16 protein-coding genes are annotated in these 16,640 nt (G+C 58.1%); 11 read left to right on the forward strand and 5 right to left on the reverse strand.

Features of this window, described 5'->3' with window-relative positions:
- Nucleotides 1–30 precede the first annotated feature (30 nt).
- Nucleotides 31–1,047 (reverse strand): DUF418 domain-containing protein, encoded by a 1,017-nt coding sequence (locus AC2FJF_RS14330; protein ID WP_496726002.1) that lies wholly within the window; start codon nucleotides 1,045–1,047, stop codon nucleotides 31–33.
- Nucleotides 1,048–1,259: 212 nt separating this feature from the next.
- Between AC2FJF_RS14330 and AC2FJF_RS14335 the strand changes: the two genes are divergently transcribed.
- On the forward strand, nucleotides 1,260–2,126 hold the full coding sequence (locus AC2FJF_RS14335) for an alpha/beta hydrolase (protein WP_496726003.1): 867 nt from the start codon (nucleotides 1,260–1,262) through the stop codon (nucleotides 2,124–2,126).
- Nucleotides 2,127–2,135: 9 nt separating this feature from the next.
- Here the strand turns inward: AC2FJF_RS14335 and AC2FJF_RS14340 are convergent, their stop codons facing one another.
- Entirely contained in the window at nucleotides 2,136–3,008 is an 873-nt protein-coding gene (locus AC2FJF_RS14340; protein WP_496726004.1) for an S-methyl-5'-thioadenosine phosphorylase, read from the reverse strand.
- A gap of 200 nt (nucleotides 3,009–3,208) precedes the next feature.
- Here AC2FJF_RS14340 and AC2FJF_RS14345 point away from each other — a divergent pair, with 200 nt between their 5' ends.
- Nucleotides 3,209–4,843, forward strand: a complete 1,635-nt coding sequence (locus tag AC2FJF_RS14345) for a SulP family inorganic anion transporter (protein ID WP_496726005.1) — start codon at nucleotides 3,209–3,211, stop codon at nucleotides 4,841–4,843.
- 29 nt (nucleotides 4,844–4,872) lie between these two features.
- Here AC2FJF_RS14345 and AC2FJF_RS14350 read toward each other — a convergent pair whose 3' ends face one another.
- Together AC2FJF_RS14350 and AC2FJF_RS14355 are read right to left on the reverse strand one after the other, a co-directional pair.
- Entirely contained in the window at nucleotides 4,873–5,514 is a 642-nt protein-coding gene (locus tag AC2FJF_RS14350; RefSeq protein ID WP_496726006.1) for a CatB-related O-acetyltransferase, read from the reverse strand.
- Nucleotides 5,514–6,119: a flavin reductase family protein gene (locus AC2FJF_RS14355; RefSeq protein WP_496726007.1), complete on the reverse strand. Its 606-nt coding sequence runs from the start codon at nucleotides 6,117–6,119 to the stop codon at nucleotides 5,514–5,516. Before AC2FJF_RS14355 ends, AC2FJF_RS14350 begins: the two co-directional genes overlap by 1 nt.
- A gap of 71 nt (nucleotides 6,120–6,190) precedes the next feature.
- On the opposite strand from AC2FJF_RS14355, the gene AC2FJF_RS14360 reads away from it, so the two are divergent.
- The 5 genes from AC2FJF_RS14360 to AC2FJF_RS14380 all read left to right on the forward strand — a co-directional run bounded on the left by AC2FJF_RS14360 (nucleotide 6,191) and on the right by AC2FJF_RS14380 (nucleotide 9,227).
- Nucleotides 6,191–6,685 (forward strand): GNAT family N-acetyltransferase, encoded by a 495-nt coding sequence (locus AC2FJF_RS14360; RefSeq protein ID WP_496726009.1) that lies wholly within the window; start codon nucleotides 6,191–6,193, stop codon nucleotides 6,683–6,685.
- A gap of 52 nt (nucleotides 6,686–6,737) precedes the next feature.
- Complete coding sequence (locus AC2FJF_RS14365) at nucleotides 6,738–7,481, forward strand: EcsC family protein (RefSeq protein WP_496726010.1); 744 nt, start codon at nucleotides 6,738–6,740, stop codon at nucleotides 7,479–7,481.
- 124 nt (nucleotides 7,482–7,605) lie between these two features.
- On the forward strand, nucleotides 7,606–8,070 hold the full coding sequence (locus AC2FJF_RS14370; RefSeq protein ID WP_496726011.1) for an NUDIX hydrolase: 465 nt from the start codon (nucleotides 7,606–7,608) through the stop codon (nucleotides 8,068–8,070).
- A gap of 71 nt (nucleotides 8,071–8,141) precedes the next feature.
- On the forward strand, nucleotides 8,142–8,585 hold the full coding sequence (locus AC2FJF_RS14375) for a DUF1178 family protein (RefSeq protein WP_282120015.1): 444 nt from the start codon (nucleotides 8,142–8,144) through the stop codon (nucleotides 8,583–8,585).
- Nucleotides 8,586–8,588: 3 nt separating this feature from the next.
- Nucleotides 8,589–9,227: an SDR family NAD(P)-dependent oxidoreductase gene (locus tag AC2FJF_RS14380; protein WP_496726012.1), complete on the forward strand. Its 639-nt coding sequence runs from the start codon at nucleotides 8,589–8,591 to the stop codon at nucleotides 9,225–9,227.
- Here AC2FJF_RS14380 and AC2FJF_RS14385 read toward each other — a convergent pair.
- Nucleotides 9,221–9,574 carry a hypothetical protein gene (locus tag AC2FJF_RS14385; RefSeq protein ID WP_496726013.1) on the reverse strand — a complete coding sequence of 118 codons (354 nt, stop codon included), beginning with the start codon at nucleotides 9,572–9,574 and terminating at the stop codon, nucleotides 9,221–9,223. The two genes, AC2FJF_RS14380 and AC2FJF_RS14385, sit on opposite strands and share 7 nt — an antisense overlap.
- A 165-nt stretch (nucleotides 9,575–9,739) precedes the next feature.
- On the opposite strand from AC2FJF_RS14385, the gene AC2FJF_RS14390 reads away from it, so the two are divergent.
- From AC2FJF_RS14390 to edd, 4 genes are all read left to right on the forward strand, one after another.
- Nucleotides 9,740–10,978: an aspartate kinase gene (locus AC2FJF_RS14390; protein ID WP_496726014.1), complete on the forward strand. Its 1,239-nt coding sequence runs from the start codon at nucleotides 9,740–9,742 to the stop codon at nucleotides 10,976–10,978.
- A 46-nt stretch (nucleotides 10,979–11,024) separates the two neighbouring features.
- A complete protein-coding gene (gene ptsP / locus AC2FJF_RS14395) occupies nucleotides 11,025–13,268 on the forward strand; it encodes a phosphoenolpyruvate--protein phosphotransferase (RefSeq protein WP_496726015.1) in 2,244 nt (747 codons plus the stop codon).
- A gap of 117 nt (nucleotides 13,269–13,385) precedes the next feature.
- Nucleotides 13,386–14,831 (forward strand): glucose-6-phosphate dehydrogenase, encoded by a 1,446-nt coding sequence (zwf, locus tag AC2FJF_RS14400; RefSeq protein WP_496726016.1) that lies wholly within the window; start codon nucleotides 13,386–13,388, stop codon nucleotides 14,829–14,831.
- 2 nt (nucleotides 14,832–14,833) lie between these two features.
- Nucleotides 14,834–16,639, forward strand: a complete 1,806-nt coding sequence (gene edd / locus AC2FJF_RS14405; RefSeq protein ID WP_496726017.1) for a phosphogluconate dehydratase — start codon at nucleotides 14,834–14,836, stop codon at nucleotides 16,637–16,639.
- Nucleotide 16,640 lies beyond the last annotated feature (1 nt).

Consider the following 16,640-nt stretch of genomic DNA (forward strand, 5'->3'; position numbering starts at 1 on the left):
CCCGCAGCAAGCCCGGACCAGCGCGCAAGGTCAAGCCCTGCGTGGTTGTGTGGTCAAACGCATCAAAGCCTCTAGCGGGCCGCTTTTGAACTTTCGAGACCACAAAATCGCAAAGCCCGAGGATGCCGCGCAAAACGCAAACGCGCAGCCCACGATTTGAGCGGCGTTCAGTGATCCATTCAGCAAACCCGCCTCTTCTAATATGCCCATGCCGATCAGGATGTGCGCCATATAGAGCGTCAGGCTCTGCCGACCGGGCGCGGTCAGGGCTGGGCCGATGCGCAACTTTTCGATCTTGGGCCAAAGCTTCAACAGCAATCCGATCACCACGCAAGCCGAGCCGGTTCCGGCAATAATGTAGAACGGTCCCGGTGGGATGGACGCGGTTCCCAGATAGATCACCAGATCAGGGTCCGAGGCCAACATTTGCGGAAACAGGGCAAATACGGCAACTCCGAACCCCCACATGATCAGCCTGTGTTGAATGCAGATCGTGTGCAGTTCGGATCGTCCAATAGCCATTCCGATCAACAGGAACGCCGCCCAGGGAAGGACCGGGTGCCAGCCGTTGAAAAACAGGTTACGCAAAAAACCGGGCAGGGTCCAAAGGTCGGTGTATGTCAGCGTTTCCCAGTCCCAGCCAAGGTCGTAGTTGAAAATCATGACGGCGAGGACAGCCAGCGCCACCACCCCAACTGAACCCAACCACAATGCACGGGTTGGTGCCGTCAGGAAAGCAGCGCCAACAACGAAGTACACGGCGTAGAAATGCAGGATATCGGCGTCAAATACGGTCATGTTGATCAGGCCGAGCGCGAACAGAAACACCGCGCGCCGTAGCAGCACCGACGCTGAAACAGAGGATAACCCAATTCCGATGCCGGCCAGGATGACGAACAAAGCGGCGGCGCGGCCTTCCAGCAAATCGATCAGGGTCGAGGCCCAGTCATTGCCAGGGGCGACCTGAGCGGCGATGCGGAAATTCACCAGAACCATTCCACAAAACGCCAGAAACCGGGCTGCGTCCAATGCCTCAAGTCGCTTCATGCTATCCCTCTGTTTTGCCAGCGTTTTGACGGTGCCGTGCGAACCACAGATCGGTGCAGTACAGGAGATATTTCAAGGTGAAGGGCAAAAAAGAGCCGGGGCTGTGCAACGCGGCAACAAGTTTTAAGATTGGATTAAGTGTAACCCGCGCGGCTTGAAACGGTTCCTTGGGCCACCGACCTTGGATCGTACGCAACACTTCGGAGAGGCCGATGGTTCAAACAGATCAAACACGCGCGAACGCGGCACCTAAAACCAGCCACTCACGGCTTACCCACCTAAAGGGCGCGCTGATCCTTTTGGTTCCGGTCCTCGCGGTGATCTATGCGGGCGTCGTGGGGTACATGTATGTGAACCAGCAATCGTTGTTGTTCAAACCGGACGGAGAATTACCAGCGCCCAACACGGTAGGATTGGCTGATGTGGAGTCCGTTTCCTTCACAATGTCCGATGGCGTTACGCTGACCGCGTGGTCCGCCCCGCCCGCGACCGATGATGCGCCGACAGTTTTGTTCTTTCATGGCCAATCGGGCAACCTGGGCGACCGCGCCGATCGGATGAGAGAGATCCTCAACAGTGGCTTCGGCCTGCTGGCCCCCAGCTATCGTGGATATCCGGGCAGCGAGGGCGAACCGTCCGAGATGGCGCTAATTTCCGACGGCATCCAGATGTATGACCAGTTAGATCGCCAAGGTGCGGACGTTGTGTTGCACGGCCAAAGTCTTGGAACAGCCGTTGCGACCGCCGTAGCTGAACAGCGCCCAAATGCACAGCTGCTGGTGCTTGAGGCACCCTTTACGGCCACGGTGGACGTCGCGGCGGAAAGATATCCCTGGCTACCGGTACATGCCCTGATGCGGGATCAGTTCGCGACCCGTGATCTAATCGAGAACGTCACCGTTCCGACTTTGATATTCCACGGGACCGAGGATGAAACGGTTCCACTGCATCACGGCGAAGCTTTGGCCGCGATGGCCGGGGAGACGGCGCAGATCTATGTCATCCCGGACGGCACCCACAACGACCTCTGGTCGCACGGTTTGTGGGATAAGGTTCAACAGTCCTTGCCAGCCAACTAAAGTTGCCGGTCAGAGAATCCGACCAGCAACAGCATCCAATTTTGCCAACACGGTGGGATCACGTTTCTCCGGTGCGGTCAGGATGGCATATTCCAGTGCCCGGTCGCAGCCATGAGGGCAGGGCGCGCGGTCAGCGCCCAGCAGATCGGGCAGACCTTTGACAAGCGCACGGCCTTTCTCGGCATTGCCGGTTAGTGTGGCGATGATGGCGGTGACGTCCACCTCGCCGTGGTCCGGATGCCAGCTGTCGTAATCGGTGACCATCGCGATCGAGGCATAGCAAAGCTCGGCCTCGCGAGCGAGTTTGGCCTCGGGCATGTTGGTCATGCCGATCACGTCGCAGCCCCAGTGTTCGCGGTACATCTTGGATTCCGCCAGTGTTGAGAATTGCGGCCCCTCCATCGCCAGATAGGTGCCGCCGCGATGAATGGTGATCCCGGCAGCCTTTCCAGCAGTTTCACATGCGTCCGACAAGCGTGGACAAGTGGGGTGCGCGACGCTGACATGGGCGACGCATCCGGTGCCGAAAAAGCTCTTGTCCCGCGCAAAAGTTCTGTCAATGAACTGATCGACGATTACGAAATCCCCAGGCGCCATATGCTCGCGGAACGAGCCACAGGCCGAGACAGAGATCACGTCTGTCACACCAAGCCGTTTCAAAGCATCGATATTCGCACGATAAGGCACTTCAGTAGGGGAATGCACGTGGCCGCGCCCGTGACGAGGCAGAAAGGCCATCTCAACGCCATTCAGCGATCCGGTCAGGATCTGATCTGATGGATCACCCCATGGGGTTTCGACCGTAACCCATTCCGCTTTTTCCAAACCGTCGATGTCGTAAATGCCTGATCCGCCGATGATCGCGATTTTGGTCTGGGTCATGGCTGCTCTCCGTGAAAAACTGTTGTAAGAGTTCTGCGTGGCAGCCGCGGGTTTGGCAAGTGGCTTCAAGAGTTTGTGTAACTTGCTTGCTAGCTATGCGGTTTACGCATATCAGGGTCCCGCTGGGTGCAGTATCTAATGTCAGGTATGACAGGTAAAAGGCATCTTTCGCGCGAACAAACAACCCCACAGGACGTCTCATGCCCCGAGCCATGCTGGCAAGCTTTGCCAATCGTATAGCCAAACCCGATCTCCGCTGGATGCCGGATGAGGGGCTGACCGTCTCGCGCCTGCGGATTGAGCTGTTGTCGGGCCTGACGGTTGCGCTGGCGCTGGTCCCCGAAGCGGTGGCGTTTGCCTTTGTCGCAGGTGTGCACCCGTTGGTCGGACTGTATGCCGCGTTCATGGTGGGCTTGATCACGGCGCTGATCGGCGGTCGACCTGGTATGATCTCCGGCGCAACCGGCGCTCTGGCTGTTGTGATGGTGGCGTTGGTGGCTGAACACGGTGTGGAATACCTGTTCGCCACGGTGGTTCTGATGGGTGTTTTGCAGGTCATTGCAGGCGCGATGCATTGGGGCCGGTTCATCCGACTGGTGCCGCATCCGGTGATGCTGGGGTTTGTGAATGGTCTGGCCATCGTGATTTTTCTGGCCCAGATGGGGCAGTTCAAGGTTCCGGGCACCATGGAAAACACCGGCCACGGCCTAAGCGGTGGTGAATGGCTGTCGGGCCTGCAGCTTTACACGATGTTGGGTCTGGTTGCCCTGACGATGGCCGTGATCTGGGTCATGCCGCGTATAACGCGTATCGTGCCCGCACCATTGGCCGGGATCGTTGTCGTGGCTGCGCTGGTGATCGGCTTTGGACTTGATGTGCCGCGCGTCGGTGATCTGGCGTCTATCGAGGGTGGTCTGCCCGCATTCCACATCCCGATGGTGCCGCTGAACTGGGAAACCTTCGAGATCATCCTGCCTTACGCTGTCATTCTGGCAGCCATCGGCTTGATTGAATCCCTGCTGACCCTGAACCTCGTTGGTGAAATCACCGGCAAGCGCGGAGGGGCCTCGCAAGAATGCATTGCGCAGGGTGTGTCCAATGTAGCGACTGGATTCTTCGGCGGCATGGGCGGTTGTGCGATGATCGGTCAGTCGATGATCAATGTAAAATCCGGCGGTCGTACCCGTATCGCCGGGATTGCTGCGGCCCTGTTCCTGCTGGTGTTCATCTTGTTCGCCTCACCGCTGATTGAGCAGATTCCGCTGGCCGCGCTGGTTGGTGTGATGTTCATGGTCGTGATCGGGACCTTTGCCTGGAACTCGTTCAAGATCATGCGCAAGGTGCCCCTGATGGATGCGTTCGTCATTGTTCTGGTGACTGTTGTGACCGTGATGGAAGACCTTGCGGTTGCCGTTGTTGTAGGTGTGATCGTCTCAGCTCTTGCCTATGCCTGGAACAATGCGAAACGCATCCATGCGGTCAGACGGGACTCGGAGACGGAAGAAGGCGCAAAGGTCTATGAGATTCAGGGGCCTTTGTTCTTTGGTTCGTCCGACGGATTCATTGAACTGTTTGATATTCAGAACGACCCTGACACTGTAATCGTGGACTTTGCCGAAAGCCGCGTCGTGGATCAATCCGCGCTGCAAGCCATCGAAAACATCGCTGGCAAATACGAGGCTGCGGGCAAACGCGTCATGCTGCGCCACCTCAGCCGGGATTGCCACAAACTGCTGAACAAGGCCGGCCACCTTGTGGTCGATAGCGACGATGACCCGGACTACGAACTGGCCGTCGATTACTCGGTCCGCACGGGTGTGCTGGGCGGGCATTGATTGCAAAAGGCGGCCACTTCGGCCGCCTTTTACTTTGGAGCAATCCGTTCCAATTCTTCAATATTACCAGACAGAAGCGCCTCTTCGGCTTCGGCGATCTTCTCGGCGGGCCAATCCCACCAGTTCAATGCTAAAAGCCGGTCGATGGTGTCCTTTTCGAACCGGAACCGCCGCACTTCGGCAGGGTTCCCGGTAATGATCGCATATGGCGGTACGTTTCCGCGAACAACAGACCCGGCACCAATAATTGCCCCCGAACCGATCTGCGCACCGGGCAGGATCATCGCGCCATAGCCAATCCAGACATCGTGGCCGATGAGAGTGTCGCGCGTGTCCGGCTGAAACCCGGTCATTCCGTCCGGGTCGAACACTGGAAACGGAAAGCACGTTAATCCATCCATTGAATGATTGGCCGATGATGTGATGAAACGTACGCCATGGGCGATCTGACAGAACTTCCCCAGCACTAGCTTTTCTTGCGAAAACGGAAACAGGTAGGGGGCAAGTCGTTGCGCCCAATCCTCGGGCGCATCAAAATCCGATGCGTAGCTGTATTCTCCGGCCTGAAACTTGGGATGGTCAATCGCTTCAGACAGGAAAACCGTGCCCTTGTGATCAGAGCCATCAGGGAGCGTTATCGGGTATCTGCGTAAGTGGTCAGGAATTGGCATCAGTCATCCGGTCGTGAAAGGCTGAACAGCTCGGTGACCACTGAATAGTCCCGGTACCCAAGCCTTGCCAGCGGTTGAAATGTTGTGACGTCGAACATGCCGTCTTTCAGGCAATCGTCGCGCAGATGTACGCCGGTTACTTCTCCGAACACCACCCGATTGGCCTCGCCCGGAAGGGACACGATCTGGGTTAGCTTGCATTCCAGCGCTGCCGGAGCCCCATCGATCCGGGCGCATGGGATGGTTTCGCATTCCACGGGGGTGAGGCCTGCATGGCCAAATTCGTCGACATGTTTCGGCAGGCCTGCTGAGCTGGCATTCATCGCGTCGCGATGTGCGTGGGCCACGACGTTTACACAAAACACCCCCGTTGCCTTGATATTGGCAAGACTGTCTTTCGTGCCGTCCTGATCGTGTTTGGTTCCGGTTGAAGCAAACATCACCTGCGGCGGGGTGTAAGCAACGCCGTTGAAAAACGAATACGGAGCCAGATTGTTGATCCCATCTGTGTCACGTGTGGAAATCCAGCCGATCGGCCGCGGCGTGATAATGGCGTTGAACGGATTGTGCGGCAGGCCGTGGCCGTCTTCGGGGCGATAGAACATATGGTCTCCAAGCGTTTGCCCAAGGCGTACCGAAGTGCTAGGGCGATTGCCAGCTAGGAAAAGAGGGCAGGGTGCAGCAGTTCGTGATCAGGCCGGAAGAGCCGGATGATTGGTGGGAGGTCGAGGCCCTCTACGACCTGTGCTTTGCACCGGGGCGCGAGGCGCTGTCCTCGTATCGTCTGCGCGATGATGTTCCGTCGGTGTCGGGCCTTTCCCTTGTTGCGCGCGACGGGCAAGGCATTCTGGCCGGTGCGATCCGGTTCTGGCCTGTGCATGTGGGCGATCACGACGCTTTGTTGCTGGGTCCCGTGGCGGTGCACCCGACCCACCAGGGCGAAGGCCTTGGCGGATTCCTGATCCATCAGGGGCTTGAGGCTGGTCGCGAAATTGGCTGGCAAAGGGTGATGCTGGTGGGCGATGCGCCTTATTATGCGCGTTTCGGGTTCACCCGGCTTTCCGGTGTGGAAATGCCGCCCCCAACAAACCCTGACCGGGTCTTAGGCGTGGAATTGAGCCCCGGTGAATGGTTGAATGTGCGTGGCACGGTCACACGCTGGTCGCGCTGAGCTATTGAAACCACGCCATTTAGCCCCGATGTTTAACGGCAGGAGGGCTTAAATGCAGGACGTGCTTCTAGTCGAAAAGCTGGATACCGATGCTGAATTGGATCGGTTGGCCAAATATTGCAGAACAGCCGGAGGTCCGGGCGTTAAACTGTTGAACAGTTTGGGAGGTTCGGCGGAATCGCTACTGGAACAACTTCCTGTATCTGTGCGGGAGGGGCTTACAGGGGCCACGGAACAGGCGCTTTGGCTAGCGATGCATGCAGCCGAGGGGTCTCGCCGGGCTGTTCCTGATCAAAAGCCCTGGGTCAACACCGCTGTCGCAACGGCGATGGGGGCTGCTGGCGGCATGGGTGGCGTGTCGACTGCCCTGATGGAATTGCCTGCAACAACGGCCATGCTGTTGCGTGCCATTCAGGGTGCGGCGTTCCGCGAAGGGTTCGATCCGTCCGAAGAAGGCGTCAAATTTGATTGCGTTCGGGTCCTATCTGCAGCCGGACCTCTGTCTTTTGACGATGGCGCCGATCTAGGTTTCTTTTCGGTCCGCCTGACGTTGACTGGCCCTGCGATGCAAAAGCTGATTGCAGCGGTAGCGCCGCGACTGTCCATTGTACTGGGCCAGAAGCTGGCAGCGCAATCGATACCGGTCCTGGGTGCGATCGCAGGTGGTGGAACAAACTACGTCTACACCCGATATTATCAACAGGTGGCGCGCGTTCACTTCGGGTTGCGGCGACTGGCAATCGATGCCGATATCCCGCATGAAGATCTGGTTCGGAAATTGGCTGCTCGGGTCTGAAGCCTGTCTAAACTCTTGGAAGAAACCGCACCATATGGTATTCTGACCCCAGCCGGCCGCTAAATGTATAAAAACCTCAAAGGTCGGCGATTGAGGATGAAAGCAGTTTGAAAGGTGGTGCGGCGTGATCGGTGCGAGGCAACCGACGTGTCTGCAGGGAAGCGAACAGCACCTGCGACTTAAGCATCAATCGGCAGCCCTATGCTATCGCATCAAACACGGAAAGCTCAGGGTTTTGCTGATCACAACGCGCAAATCCAAGCGCTGGATCATACCGAAGGGCTGGCTGATCGAGGATATGACACCGTCGCAAGCCGCCAGACGAGAAGCTTGGGAAGAGGCTGGGGTTAAAGGCGATTGTGCAAACAAGCCCATGGGCCGTTTCACATACCTGAAATCCCGCTCGGGTATGAGCCCCATGGTTTGTCTGGTGGATGTCTTTCCCCTCTGTGTTACGTCGATTGCGCCTGAATTTCCTGAATGGGCCCAACGAAAGCGAAAGTGGGTTTCGCCTAAAAAAGCGGCCTCTCTGGTGAAATCGCGTGAACTGTCCCTTTTGTTACGCCGTCTTGGCCCAATTCTACACTGACTCGCCTTGCGAAGGGCTTGATCTTGCCATGTCTGTCGGTATCTATTTGCCTACCGGAAAATGGACGGACCATGATTCAATATTCGCTGAAATGCAGCCGCGACCATACATTTGACAGTTGGTTTCAATCGGCAGCCGCTTACGACAAACTCGCCTCCGCAGGTATGGTGACCTGCGTTGTGTGTGGTGACGCGCAAGTAGATAAGGCCATCATGACCCCTCGCGTTCGTCCGGCTCGCAATGCTCAGACAACTGAACCACAAAGCAAACAGGTGGATGTCGCGACCCCGTCGCCAGATATCGAGAAGGTGCTGGCCGATCTGCGCCGCAAGGTCGAGGAAAACTCGGACTATGTCGGTAAGGACTTTGCCAAAGAGGCGCGTAAGATTCATTTGGGCGATGCGCCCGAACGCGCGATTTATGGCGAAGCCAAGCCCGATGAGGCCAAAGCGCTGATTGACGATGGCGTGCCGGTTTCGCCGCTTCCTTTCCTACCCACCCGTAAAACGAACTGACCCATGCATATCGTTATCACCGGGGCTAATCGCGGAATTGGACAAGCTCTGGCGGGTCGTTACCGCGCGCAGGGGCATGACGTTACCGGAACCGCCCGGGACACCAGCGCGCAGGTCGTGCTGGATGTAACCGACCCGGCGCAGCAGGCTGCTATGGCCGAAGGGCTGGCAGATCGCCCGGTTGATCTGTTGATCTGCAACGCCGGGGTTTATCTGGACAAAGGCCACGGCATTGATGGCTATCCTGCCGACATGTGGGCGCAGAGTTTTGCGACGAACGTAACGGGCGTCTTCCTGACCGTGCAGGCGCTTTTGCCCAACCTTCGGGCTGCGCCGGGCAAGGTTGCGATCCTGTCGTCCCAGATGGCGTCGCATACGCGCGCGCCCGGTGGCAGCTATATCTATCGCGCGTCCAAAGCGGCGGCTCTGAATCTGGGGCGCAATCTGGCGACGGATCTGCGCGCGGATGGAGTCGCAGTTGGCATCTACCATCCGGGTTGGGTGCAGACGGATATGGGGGGCACTCAGGCTGAGATCACAGTTGATCAGGCTGCCGACGGGCTGCTTGACCGCTTTGGGGCATTGTCACTTGCCACAACCGGGTGTTTTGAAACCTGGGACGGTCAGCCGCACGCTTATTGACGTTTCAAAGCCGCCGTGGGGATTTCGTAAACTTCATCGGGGTCGATGAAGACCACTGTCAGGTCACCCCGTGTTTCGTGACTGATCCGGGCAGGTGAGCTGCTGGAGGTCGGTACGCCATCGGTGAAATAGATGCTGCGTACTTCGGCGCCGCCCAGCCCCACTGCCAAGGTCGTGGTACCGTCGTCATGGTGGCGCAGTTCGGCGTGGCAGCTGCTTAGCGCTGCACCGGCTTTGGCACAGGGCACCGTGCCCAGTGCATTCTTGCCGTCGGTTGCAGCCAGCGTTGAGACCTGTGCAAAGGCGGATGAGGATAAAAGGACGAGGGCTGCGGCAGCGCGGATCATGGAGAACCTCTGGGAATAAATGCGAGTTGCAGGCTGACAGCCTCTTGGTCGGTTGTAAAGCGATCAGGTGCGGCCATCCGATTGGTTTTGAACTCTTGCCCTTGCGGCCCCCCTCGCATAAGACGCACGGGACCAGAAATCCAAGGCGCGGAGACACTTGCCCCCATGCCCTTACTCGTGATGAAATTTGGCGGCACTTCGGTTGCCAACCTTGACCGTATCCGCCGCGCAGCCAAGCGCATCGGCGTCGAAGTGGCGAAGGGCTATGACGTGATCGTCATCGTCTCGGCGATGTCCGGCAAGACAAACGAGCTTGTGGGCTGGGTCGATGAAACATCACCGTTGTACGATGCGCGGGAATATGATGCCGTCGTTTCCTCGGGTGAGAATATCACCGCTGGCCTGATGGCGTTGACGTTGCAGGAAATGGATGTCCCGGCCCGCAGCTGGCAGGGCTGGCAGGTTCCGCTGTTGACCACGAGTGCCCACAGCCAGGCCCGGATCGAGGAAATCCCGACCGATAACCTGAACCAGAAATTTGGCGAGGGCATGAAAGTTGCTGTTGTCGCAGGCTTTCAGGGCATCAGCCCGGAAGGCCGTATCACGACCCTGGGCCGAGGTGGGTCGGACACCACCGCCGTGGCATTTGCCGCCGCCTTCGGTGCCGAGCGGTGCGACATCTACACGGATGTTGACGGTGTCTATACCACCGACCCGCGCATCTGCGAGAAGGCACGCAAGCTGGACCGTATTTCGTTCGAGGAAATGCTGGAATTGGCCTCGTTGGGGGCAAAGGTGCTGCAAACCCGCTCGGTCGAATTGGCGATGCGGTATAAGGTGAAACTGCGCGTTCTCTCAAGTTTTGAGGAACAATCCGACGAGGCTGGTACGCTGGTCTGCGATGAGGAGGATATCATGGAATCCAATGTTGTGGCCGGTGTGGCCTATTCCCGCGACGAAGCCAAGATGACCGTTGTCTCGGTGGCTGACCGCCCGGGCATCGCGTCGATCATTTTTACCGCGCTTAGCGATGCGGGCGTGAATGTCGATATGATCGTGCAGAACATCTCGGACGAAGGGCGCACGGACATGACCTTTTCCTGCCCCACCGATCAGGTGGCCCGCGCCGAACAGGCATTGCTGGCGATCAAGGATGCGGGTGAGTTGAATTATGCCGAACTGGTCGCGGATCAGGATGTCTGCAAGGTCTCGGTCGTGGGTATCGGTATGCGCTCGCAGTCGGGCGTGGCGGCCAAGATGTTCAAGATACTCTCGGATGAGGGGATCAATATCAAGGTCATTACAACCTCCGAGATAAAAATTTCCGTCCTAGTCGACAGGAAATACATGGAACTTGCTGTTCAGGCACTGCATGATGCCTTTGAATTGGACAAGGCGGCCTGAGCATTTCAGCCAAAGGTCTCGCCTGATTCCGTAATTTGGGTGGGATATGGCGGAAGGCACCGAAACTGAATCCCGCAAGCTGCTGGGGCGGCTGCGCGAAGAGATGGCGAGTGAAGCCGCCGGTCAGGAACGTCTTGACCGGATCACGCATCTGATTGCCGACAGTATTCGGGCCGAGGTGTGCTCGATCTACCTGTTCCGGGATGCCGACACCCTTGAGCTTTGCGCGACTGAAGGGTTGTCGCCAGAGGCGGTTCACAAAACACGTATGCGGTTGGGTGAAGGGCTTGTGGGTCATGTTGCGCAATCCGGCAAGGTCGTGAACACCGCCGACGCGCCTTCGACCAAAGGGTTTCGGTACATGCCGGAAACCGGCGAAGAGAGGTTCTCGTCCTTCATTGGGGTGCCGATCCAGCGTTTGGGTGAAAAGCTGGGCGTACTGGTCGTTCAATCCCGTGATGCGCGCGTGTACTCTGCTGACGAGGTCTATGCGTTGGAAGTGGTCGCCATGGTTCTGGCCGAGATGACCGAGCTTGGTGCCTTTGTGGGCGAGGGCGCAGCGCTTTCACCCCGGCACCAGCAATCGGTGCAATTTGAGGGGGGACCAGCACAGGAAGGATCTGCCGAAGGGCATGTCTGGTTGCATGAACCCCGTGTTGTCGTCACCAACCCGATTGCCGACGATCCCCATCGCGAACGCGAACGTCTGAACGAAGCCGTGGATGAGCTGCGCGTGGGTGTCGACAAGATGCTTGAGATTTCGCAGGGCGGTGACACGGAACAATTGCAGGTTCTGGAAGCCTATCGCATGTTCGCCAATTCCAAAGGCTGGATGCGCCGGATGGAGGAGGATATTGCCCTCGGCCTTAGCGCCGAAGCGGCGGTTGAGAAAGAACAATCGCAAGCCCGCGCCCGCATGGGGCAGGTTACCGACCCCTATCTGCGGGAACGGCTGGCAGATCTGGATGACCTCAGCAACCGGCTGCTGCGGATTCTGACCGGGCAGGGGGGCACTAACGGGGCCGACTTGCCACCGGATCCGATTCTGGTTGCCCGAAATATCGGGCCTGGGGATCTGTTGGAATATGGTCGCTCGTTGAAAGGGATCGTTCTTGAGGAAGGCTCGGTCGGTAGCCACGCCACGATTGTGGCCCGCGCCCTTGCAATTCCACTAGTGGTTCACGTTGGGCACATCACGACCGAGGCGTTGAACGGAGATCATATTCTGGTCGATGGCGATCAGGGCATGGTCCAACTGCGTCCGGAAGATACGGTTGTTTCCGCGTTTCGCGATAAAATCGCTATGCAGGCCAAAGCGCAGGAACGCTATGCCTCGATCCGCGATACTCCGACAGTGACGCGCGATGGTGAGCGGATCAATCTGGTTATGAACGCGGGCCTGATGGCCGATCTGCCGTCGCTGGGAAATTCCGGGGCCGAGGGTGTGGGCCTGTTCCGCACCGAGCTTCAGTTCCTGATCCGCAATCAGATGCCCAAGCGGTCCGAGCTTGTGACACAGTATCAACGCGTAATGGATGCTGCTGGCGACATGCGCGTTGTGTTCCGCACACTGGATATCGGGTCGGATAAAGTTCTGCCCTATATGAAGCACGTCGAAGAGCCGAACCCGGCTTTGGGCTGGCGCGCTATTCGCGTTGGTCTGGACAAACGCGGCGTGATGCGGATGCAGTTGCAGGCGTTGATGCGTGCAGCCAATGGGCGGCCTTTGACAATCATGTTCCCGTTTGTGGCGCAGGCCGAAGAATACCGTGAGGCACGTTGGGAAGTGAACAAGACCATCGAACGCGAAAAGCGTCTTGGTCATGTGCTGCCAGAATCGATCGAAGTTGGCGCAATGCTGGAAACGCCATCTCTCGCCTTTGCCCCGCAGAAGTTCTTTGACGAGGTGGATTTCGTCTCGATCGGGGGCAACGACCTGAAACAGTTCTTTTTTGCCGCTGACCGCGAAAACGAGCTGGTGCGCCGACGTTATGACACGCTGAACGTCAGCTTCCTGACCTTCATCGAACGGATTGTCGAGCGCTGCAATATCTCGAACACGCCGTTGTCTTTCTGTGGCGAGGATGCCGGGCGACCGGTTGAGGCACTGTGTCTGGCAGCCATGGGTATTCGGACCTTGTCAATGCGCCCGGCGTCGATTGGCCCGGTCAAAAGCGTGTTGTTGCGTGCCGACCTGCAGTCACTGCGTAATATCATTGCCGACGCCCGTCATCGCGGAGACCAATCGGTTCGATCCTCGGTAATGGAGTGGTTGCGGAATCAGGGTTGATTTTCCAGTTGTGCTTCCCTATTCAGTGCCTGAATGTTAGCGGTAACAATGCTTGCATCACAAGGACCAGTGATAACTGCGCCTAAGTGATGCCAGCAGATTTGAAGGAGCCCATAGATGGTTTCACGCGTAATCCCGGTAGACCCGTTCGATCTGGTGCTATTCGGCGCGACCGGTGATCTGGCGCAGCGCAAGATCTTACCCGGGCTCTATCATCGGTTCGAAGTCGGTCAGATGCCCGAAGACGCAAAGATTATCGGCACAGCGCGGTCCGACATGGACAGCGACGGGTTCCGGGACCAAATACGCGCCTCGATGAAAGAATTTGCGCCTGCATTCAAAAAGGACGTTCTGGATCAGTTTCTAAGCCATGTTGAATATGTTCCCGTTGACGCAATGGGAGATTCTGGCTGGAAAGATCTTGCCAACACCTTGCGTCCTGACGTGGTACGCGCCTTCTACCTGTCAGTTGGTCCCAGCCTTTTCTCGGGCATCGCAAAACGGCTGAGCGATCATGGTTTGGCGACCCCTGACAGCCGTATCGTGGTCGAAAAACCCTTTGGCCACGACCTCGCGTCAGCCCGGGCGCTGAACTCCGGGCTGCGAGCCTGCTTTGAAGAGCACCAGATATATCGGATCGACCACTATTTGGGAAAGGAAACGGTGCAGAACCTGATGGCGCTGCGCTTTGCAAATTCCCTGTTCGAACCTCTCTGGAACGCGACACATGTCGATCACGTTCAAATTACCGTGGCCGAGACTGTTGGCGTCGAAGGGCGCGGGGCCTATTACGATCAGTCCGGTGCGATGCGGGATATGGTGCAGAACCACCTTGTTCAGCTTCTGTGTCTGACTGCGATGGAACCTCCGTCCAAATTTTCGCCCAACGCCGTGCGGGACGAGAAGGTCAAGGTGATCGAGGCGCTGGAGCCTGTTGCGCCGTCTGACATCGCACGCGGTCAATATCGTTCGAGCAAGGGCGGCGACGGTTACTTGGATCATGTTGGTAACCCCGCAAGCCGCACCGAAAGCTACATCGCTCTTAAGGCCCATATCGGCAACTGGCGCTGGGCGGGCGTACCATTCTATCTGCGAACCGGAAAACGCCTGCGTGCCCGCGAATCCGAAATCGCGGTGTTTTTCCGGGATCCGCCGCATACGATCTTTCCCAATGTCGGCCCGCTGCACGGCAATGTGCTGGTGATCCGCCTGCAACCGGACGAGGGCATCACACTGCGCACCACGATCAAAGAACCGGGGCAAGGCGGCTTCCGCTTGTCCGACGTGGCGCTGGACATGAGCTTTGCCGATGCACTGGGTGATGAGGCCCAGTCGCCGGACGCTTATGAACGACTGATCATGGATGTCATTCGTGGCGACCAAACACTGTTCATGCGCGGGGACGAGGCAGAGGCCGCCTGGGCCTGGGTTGATCCCATTATTCACAGTTGGGAAGAGCGTGGAGATCGCCCCGCGAAATATGATCAGGGCAGTTCCGGCCCAGAAGAAGCGCTGATGCTGATGCATCGCGATGGGCGCCGCTGGCGTCAGATCGGAGGGTAATCATGGTACAATCAGTCATCACCGACGTCACACAACGCATCATCGACCGCAGCGCCGAACTGCGCGGCCCGCATATTGAGCGTATGGAACATGCCCGATCCAAGGGACCGGCGCGCGCGCATTTGTCTTGCAGCGGCCAAGCCCACGCCTATGCCGGCGCGGGTGAAGATCAGCAATCCATGGTCACCGGTACGGCCGGGAACCTGGGCATTGTGACCGCCTATAATGACATGCTTTCCGCGCACCAGCCGTTCGAGCGTTATCCCGGATTGATCCGAGACGCGATCCGCAAAGCGGGCGGCACCGCACAGGTCGCGGGCGGTGTACCAGCCATGTGTGATGGGGTCACCCAAGGCGAGGCGGGAATGGAGTTGTCTCTGTTTTCCCGCGACGTGATTGCCCTGGCGACTGGAGTAGCGCTGAGCCACAATACCTACGATGCGGCCGTTTTCTTAGGCGTCTGTGACAAGATCGTGCCCGGTCTGGTCATTGGTGCACAGGCGTTCGGCCATCTGCCCGCTGTTTTCCTGCCAGCAGGACCGATGACCAGCGGTTTGCCCAACGATGAAAAAGCCAAGATTCGCCAGAAATTCGCCGCCGGAGAAATCGGCCGCGACGAGCTCATGGCTGCGGAAATGGCCGCGTATCACGGACCGGGCACTTGTACTTTTTATGGCACCGCGAACACCAATCAGATGCTGATGGAATTCATGGGCCTGCACCTGCCGGGCTCCAGCTTTGTGAACCCCAACACGCCTCTGCGGGACGCACTGACCGAGGAAGGCGCGCGCCGCGCGCTGTCACTGAGTGCGCTGGGCAACCACTATACACCGGTCTATCAGGTGCTGGATGAGCGGGCGTTTGTGAACGGCATCGTGGGTCTGATGGCCACGGGTGGGTCGACCAACCTGCTGATCCATCTGATCGCAATGGCGCGCGCAGGTGGTATCGTGCTGGATTGGCAGGATTTTTCGGACATTTCCGCCGTGGTGCCTCTGGTTGCGCGGGTTTATCCGAACGGTCTGGCAGACGTGAACCACTTCCACGCAGCTGGTGGTCTTGGATACTGCATTGGAACGCTACTGGAAGACGGGCTGTTGCACCCTGACACTCTGACCGTCGCGGGGCAGGGTCTGCAGAATTACACTAAAGAACCGAAGCTGAAGAACGGTGAGCTGGTTTGGGAAGACGGGGCTGGCCACAGCCTGAACGAAAAAATCGTCCGCCCGGCGAAAGACCCGTTCCAACCTACTGGTGGGTTGTCGCGCCTAACCGGCAATTTGGGCACCGGCGTGATGAAGGTTTCGGCCGTCGCCCCGGAACATCAGGTTGTCGAAGCGCCTGTACGCGTTTTCCATGATCAGGACGAAGCAAAAGCTGCGTTCAAGGCCGGAGAGTTCACCGGCGACGTCATCGTTGTTGTCCGGTTCCAGGGACCCAAGGCAAATGGCATGCCCGAGCTACACTCGCTGACGCCGATCCTGTCGATCTTGCAGGGTCGCGGCCAAAAGGTGGCGCTTGTAACCGATGGTCGTATGTCCGGCGCGTCCGGCAAAGTCCCTGCGGCGATCCATGTCTGCCCCGAGGCGCTGGATGGTGGGCCGATCGCTTACCTGCAGGATGGCGACATCTTGCGCGTCGATGCGGTGAAGGGTGAGTTGGAGATTCTGACCCCCGGGGTTCTGGACCGTGCCCCTGCCACTGCTGATTTGTCGGCCAACCAACACGGCGTGGGGCGTGACCTTTTCGCTACCTTCCGCCAAAATGTCGGATCAGCAGACACCGGCGCCAGTATTTTCGGAGTTTGAC

The sequence above is a fragment of the Ruegeria sp. CDSB013 genome (assembly GCF_059611165.1).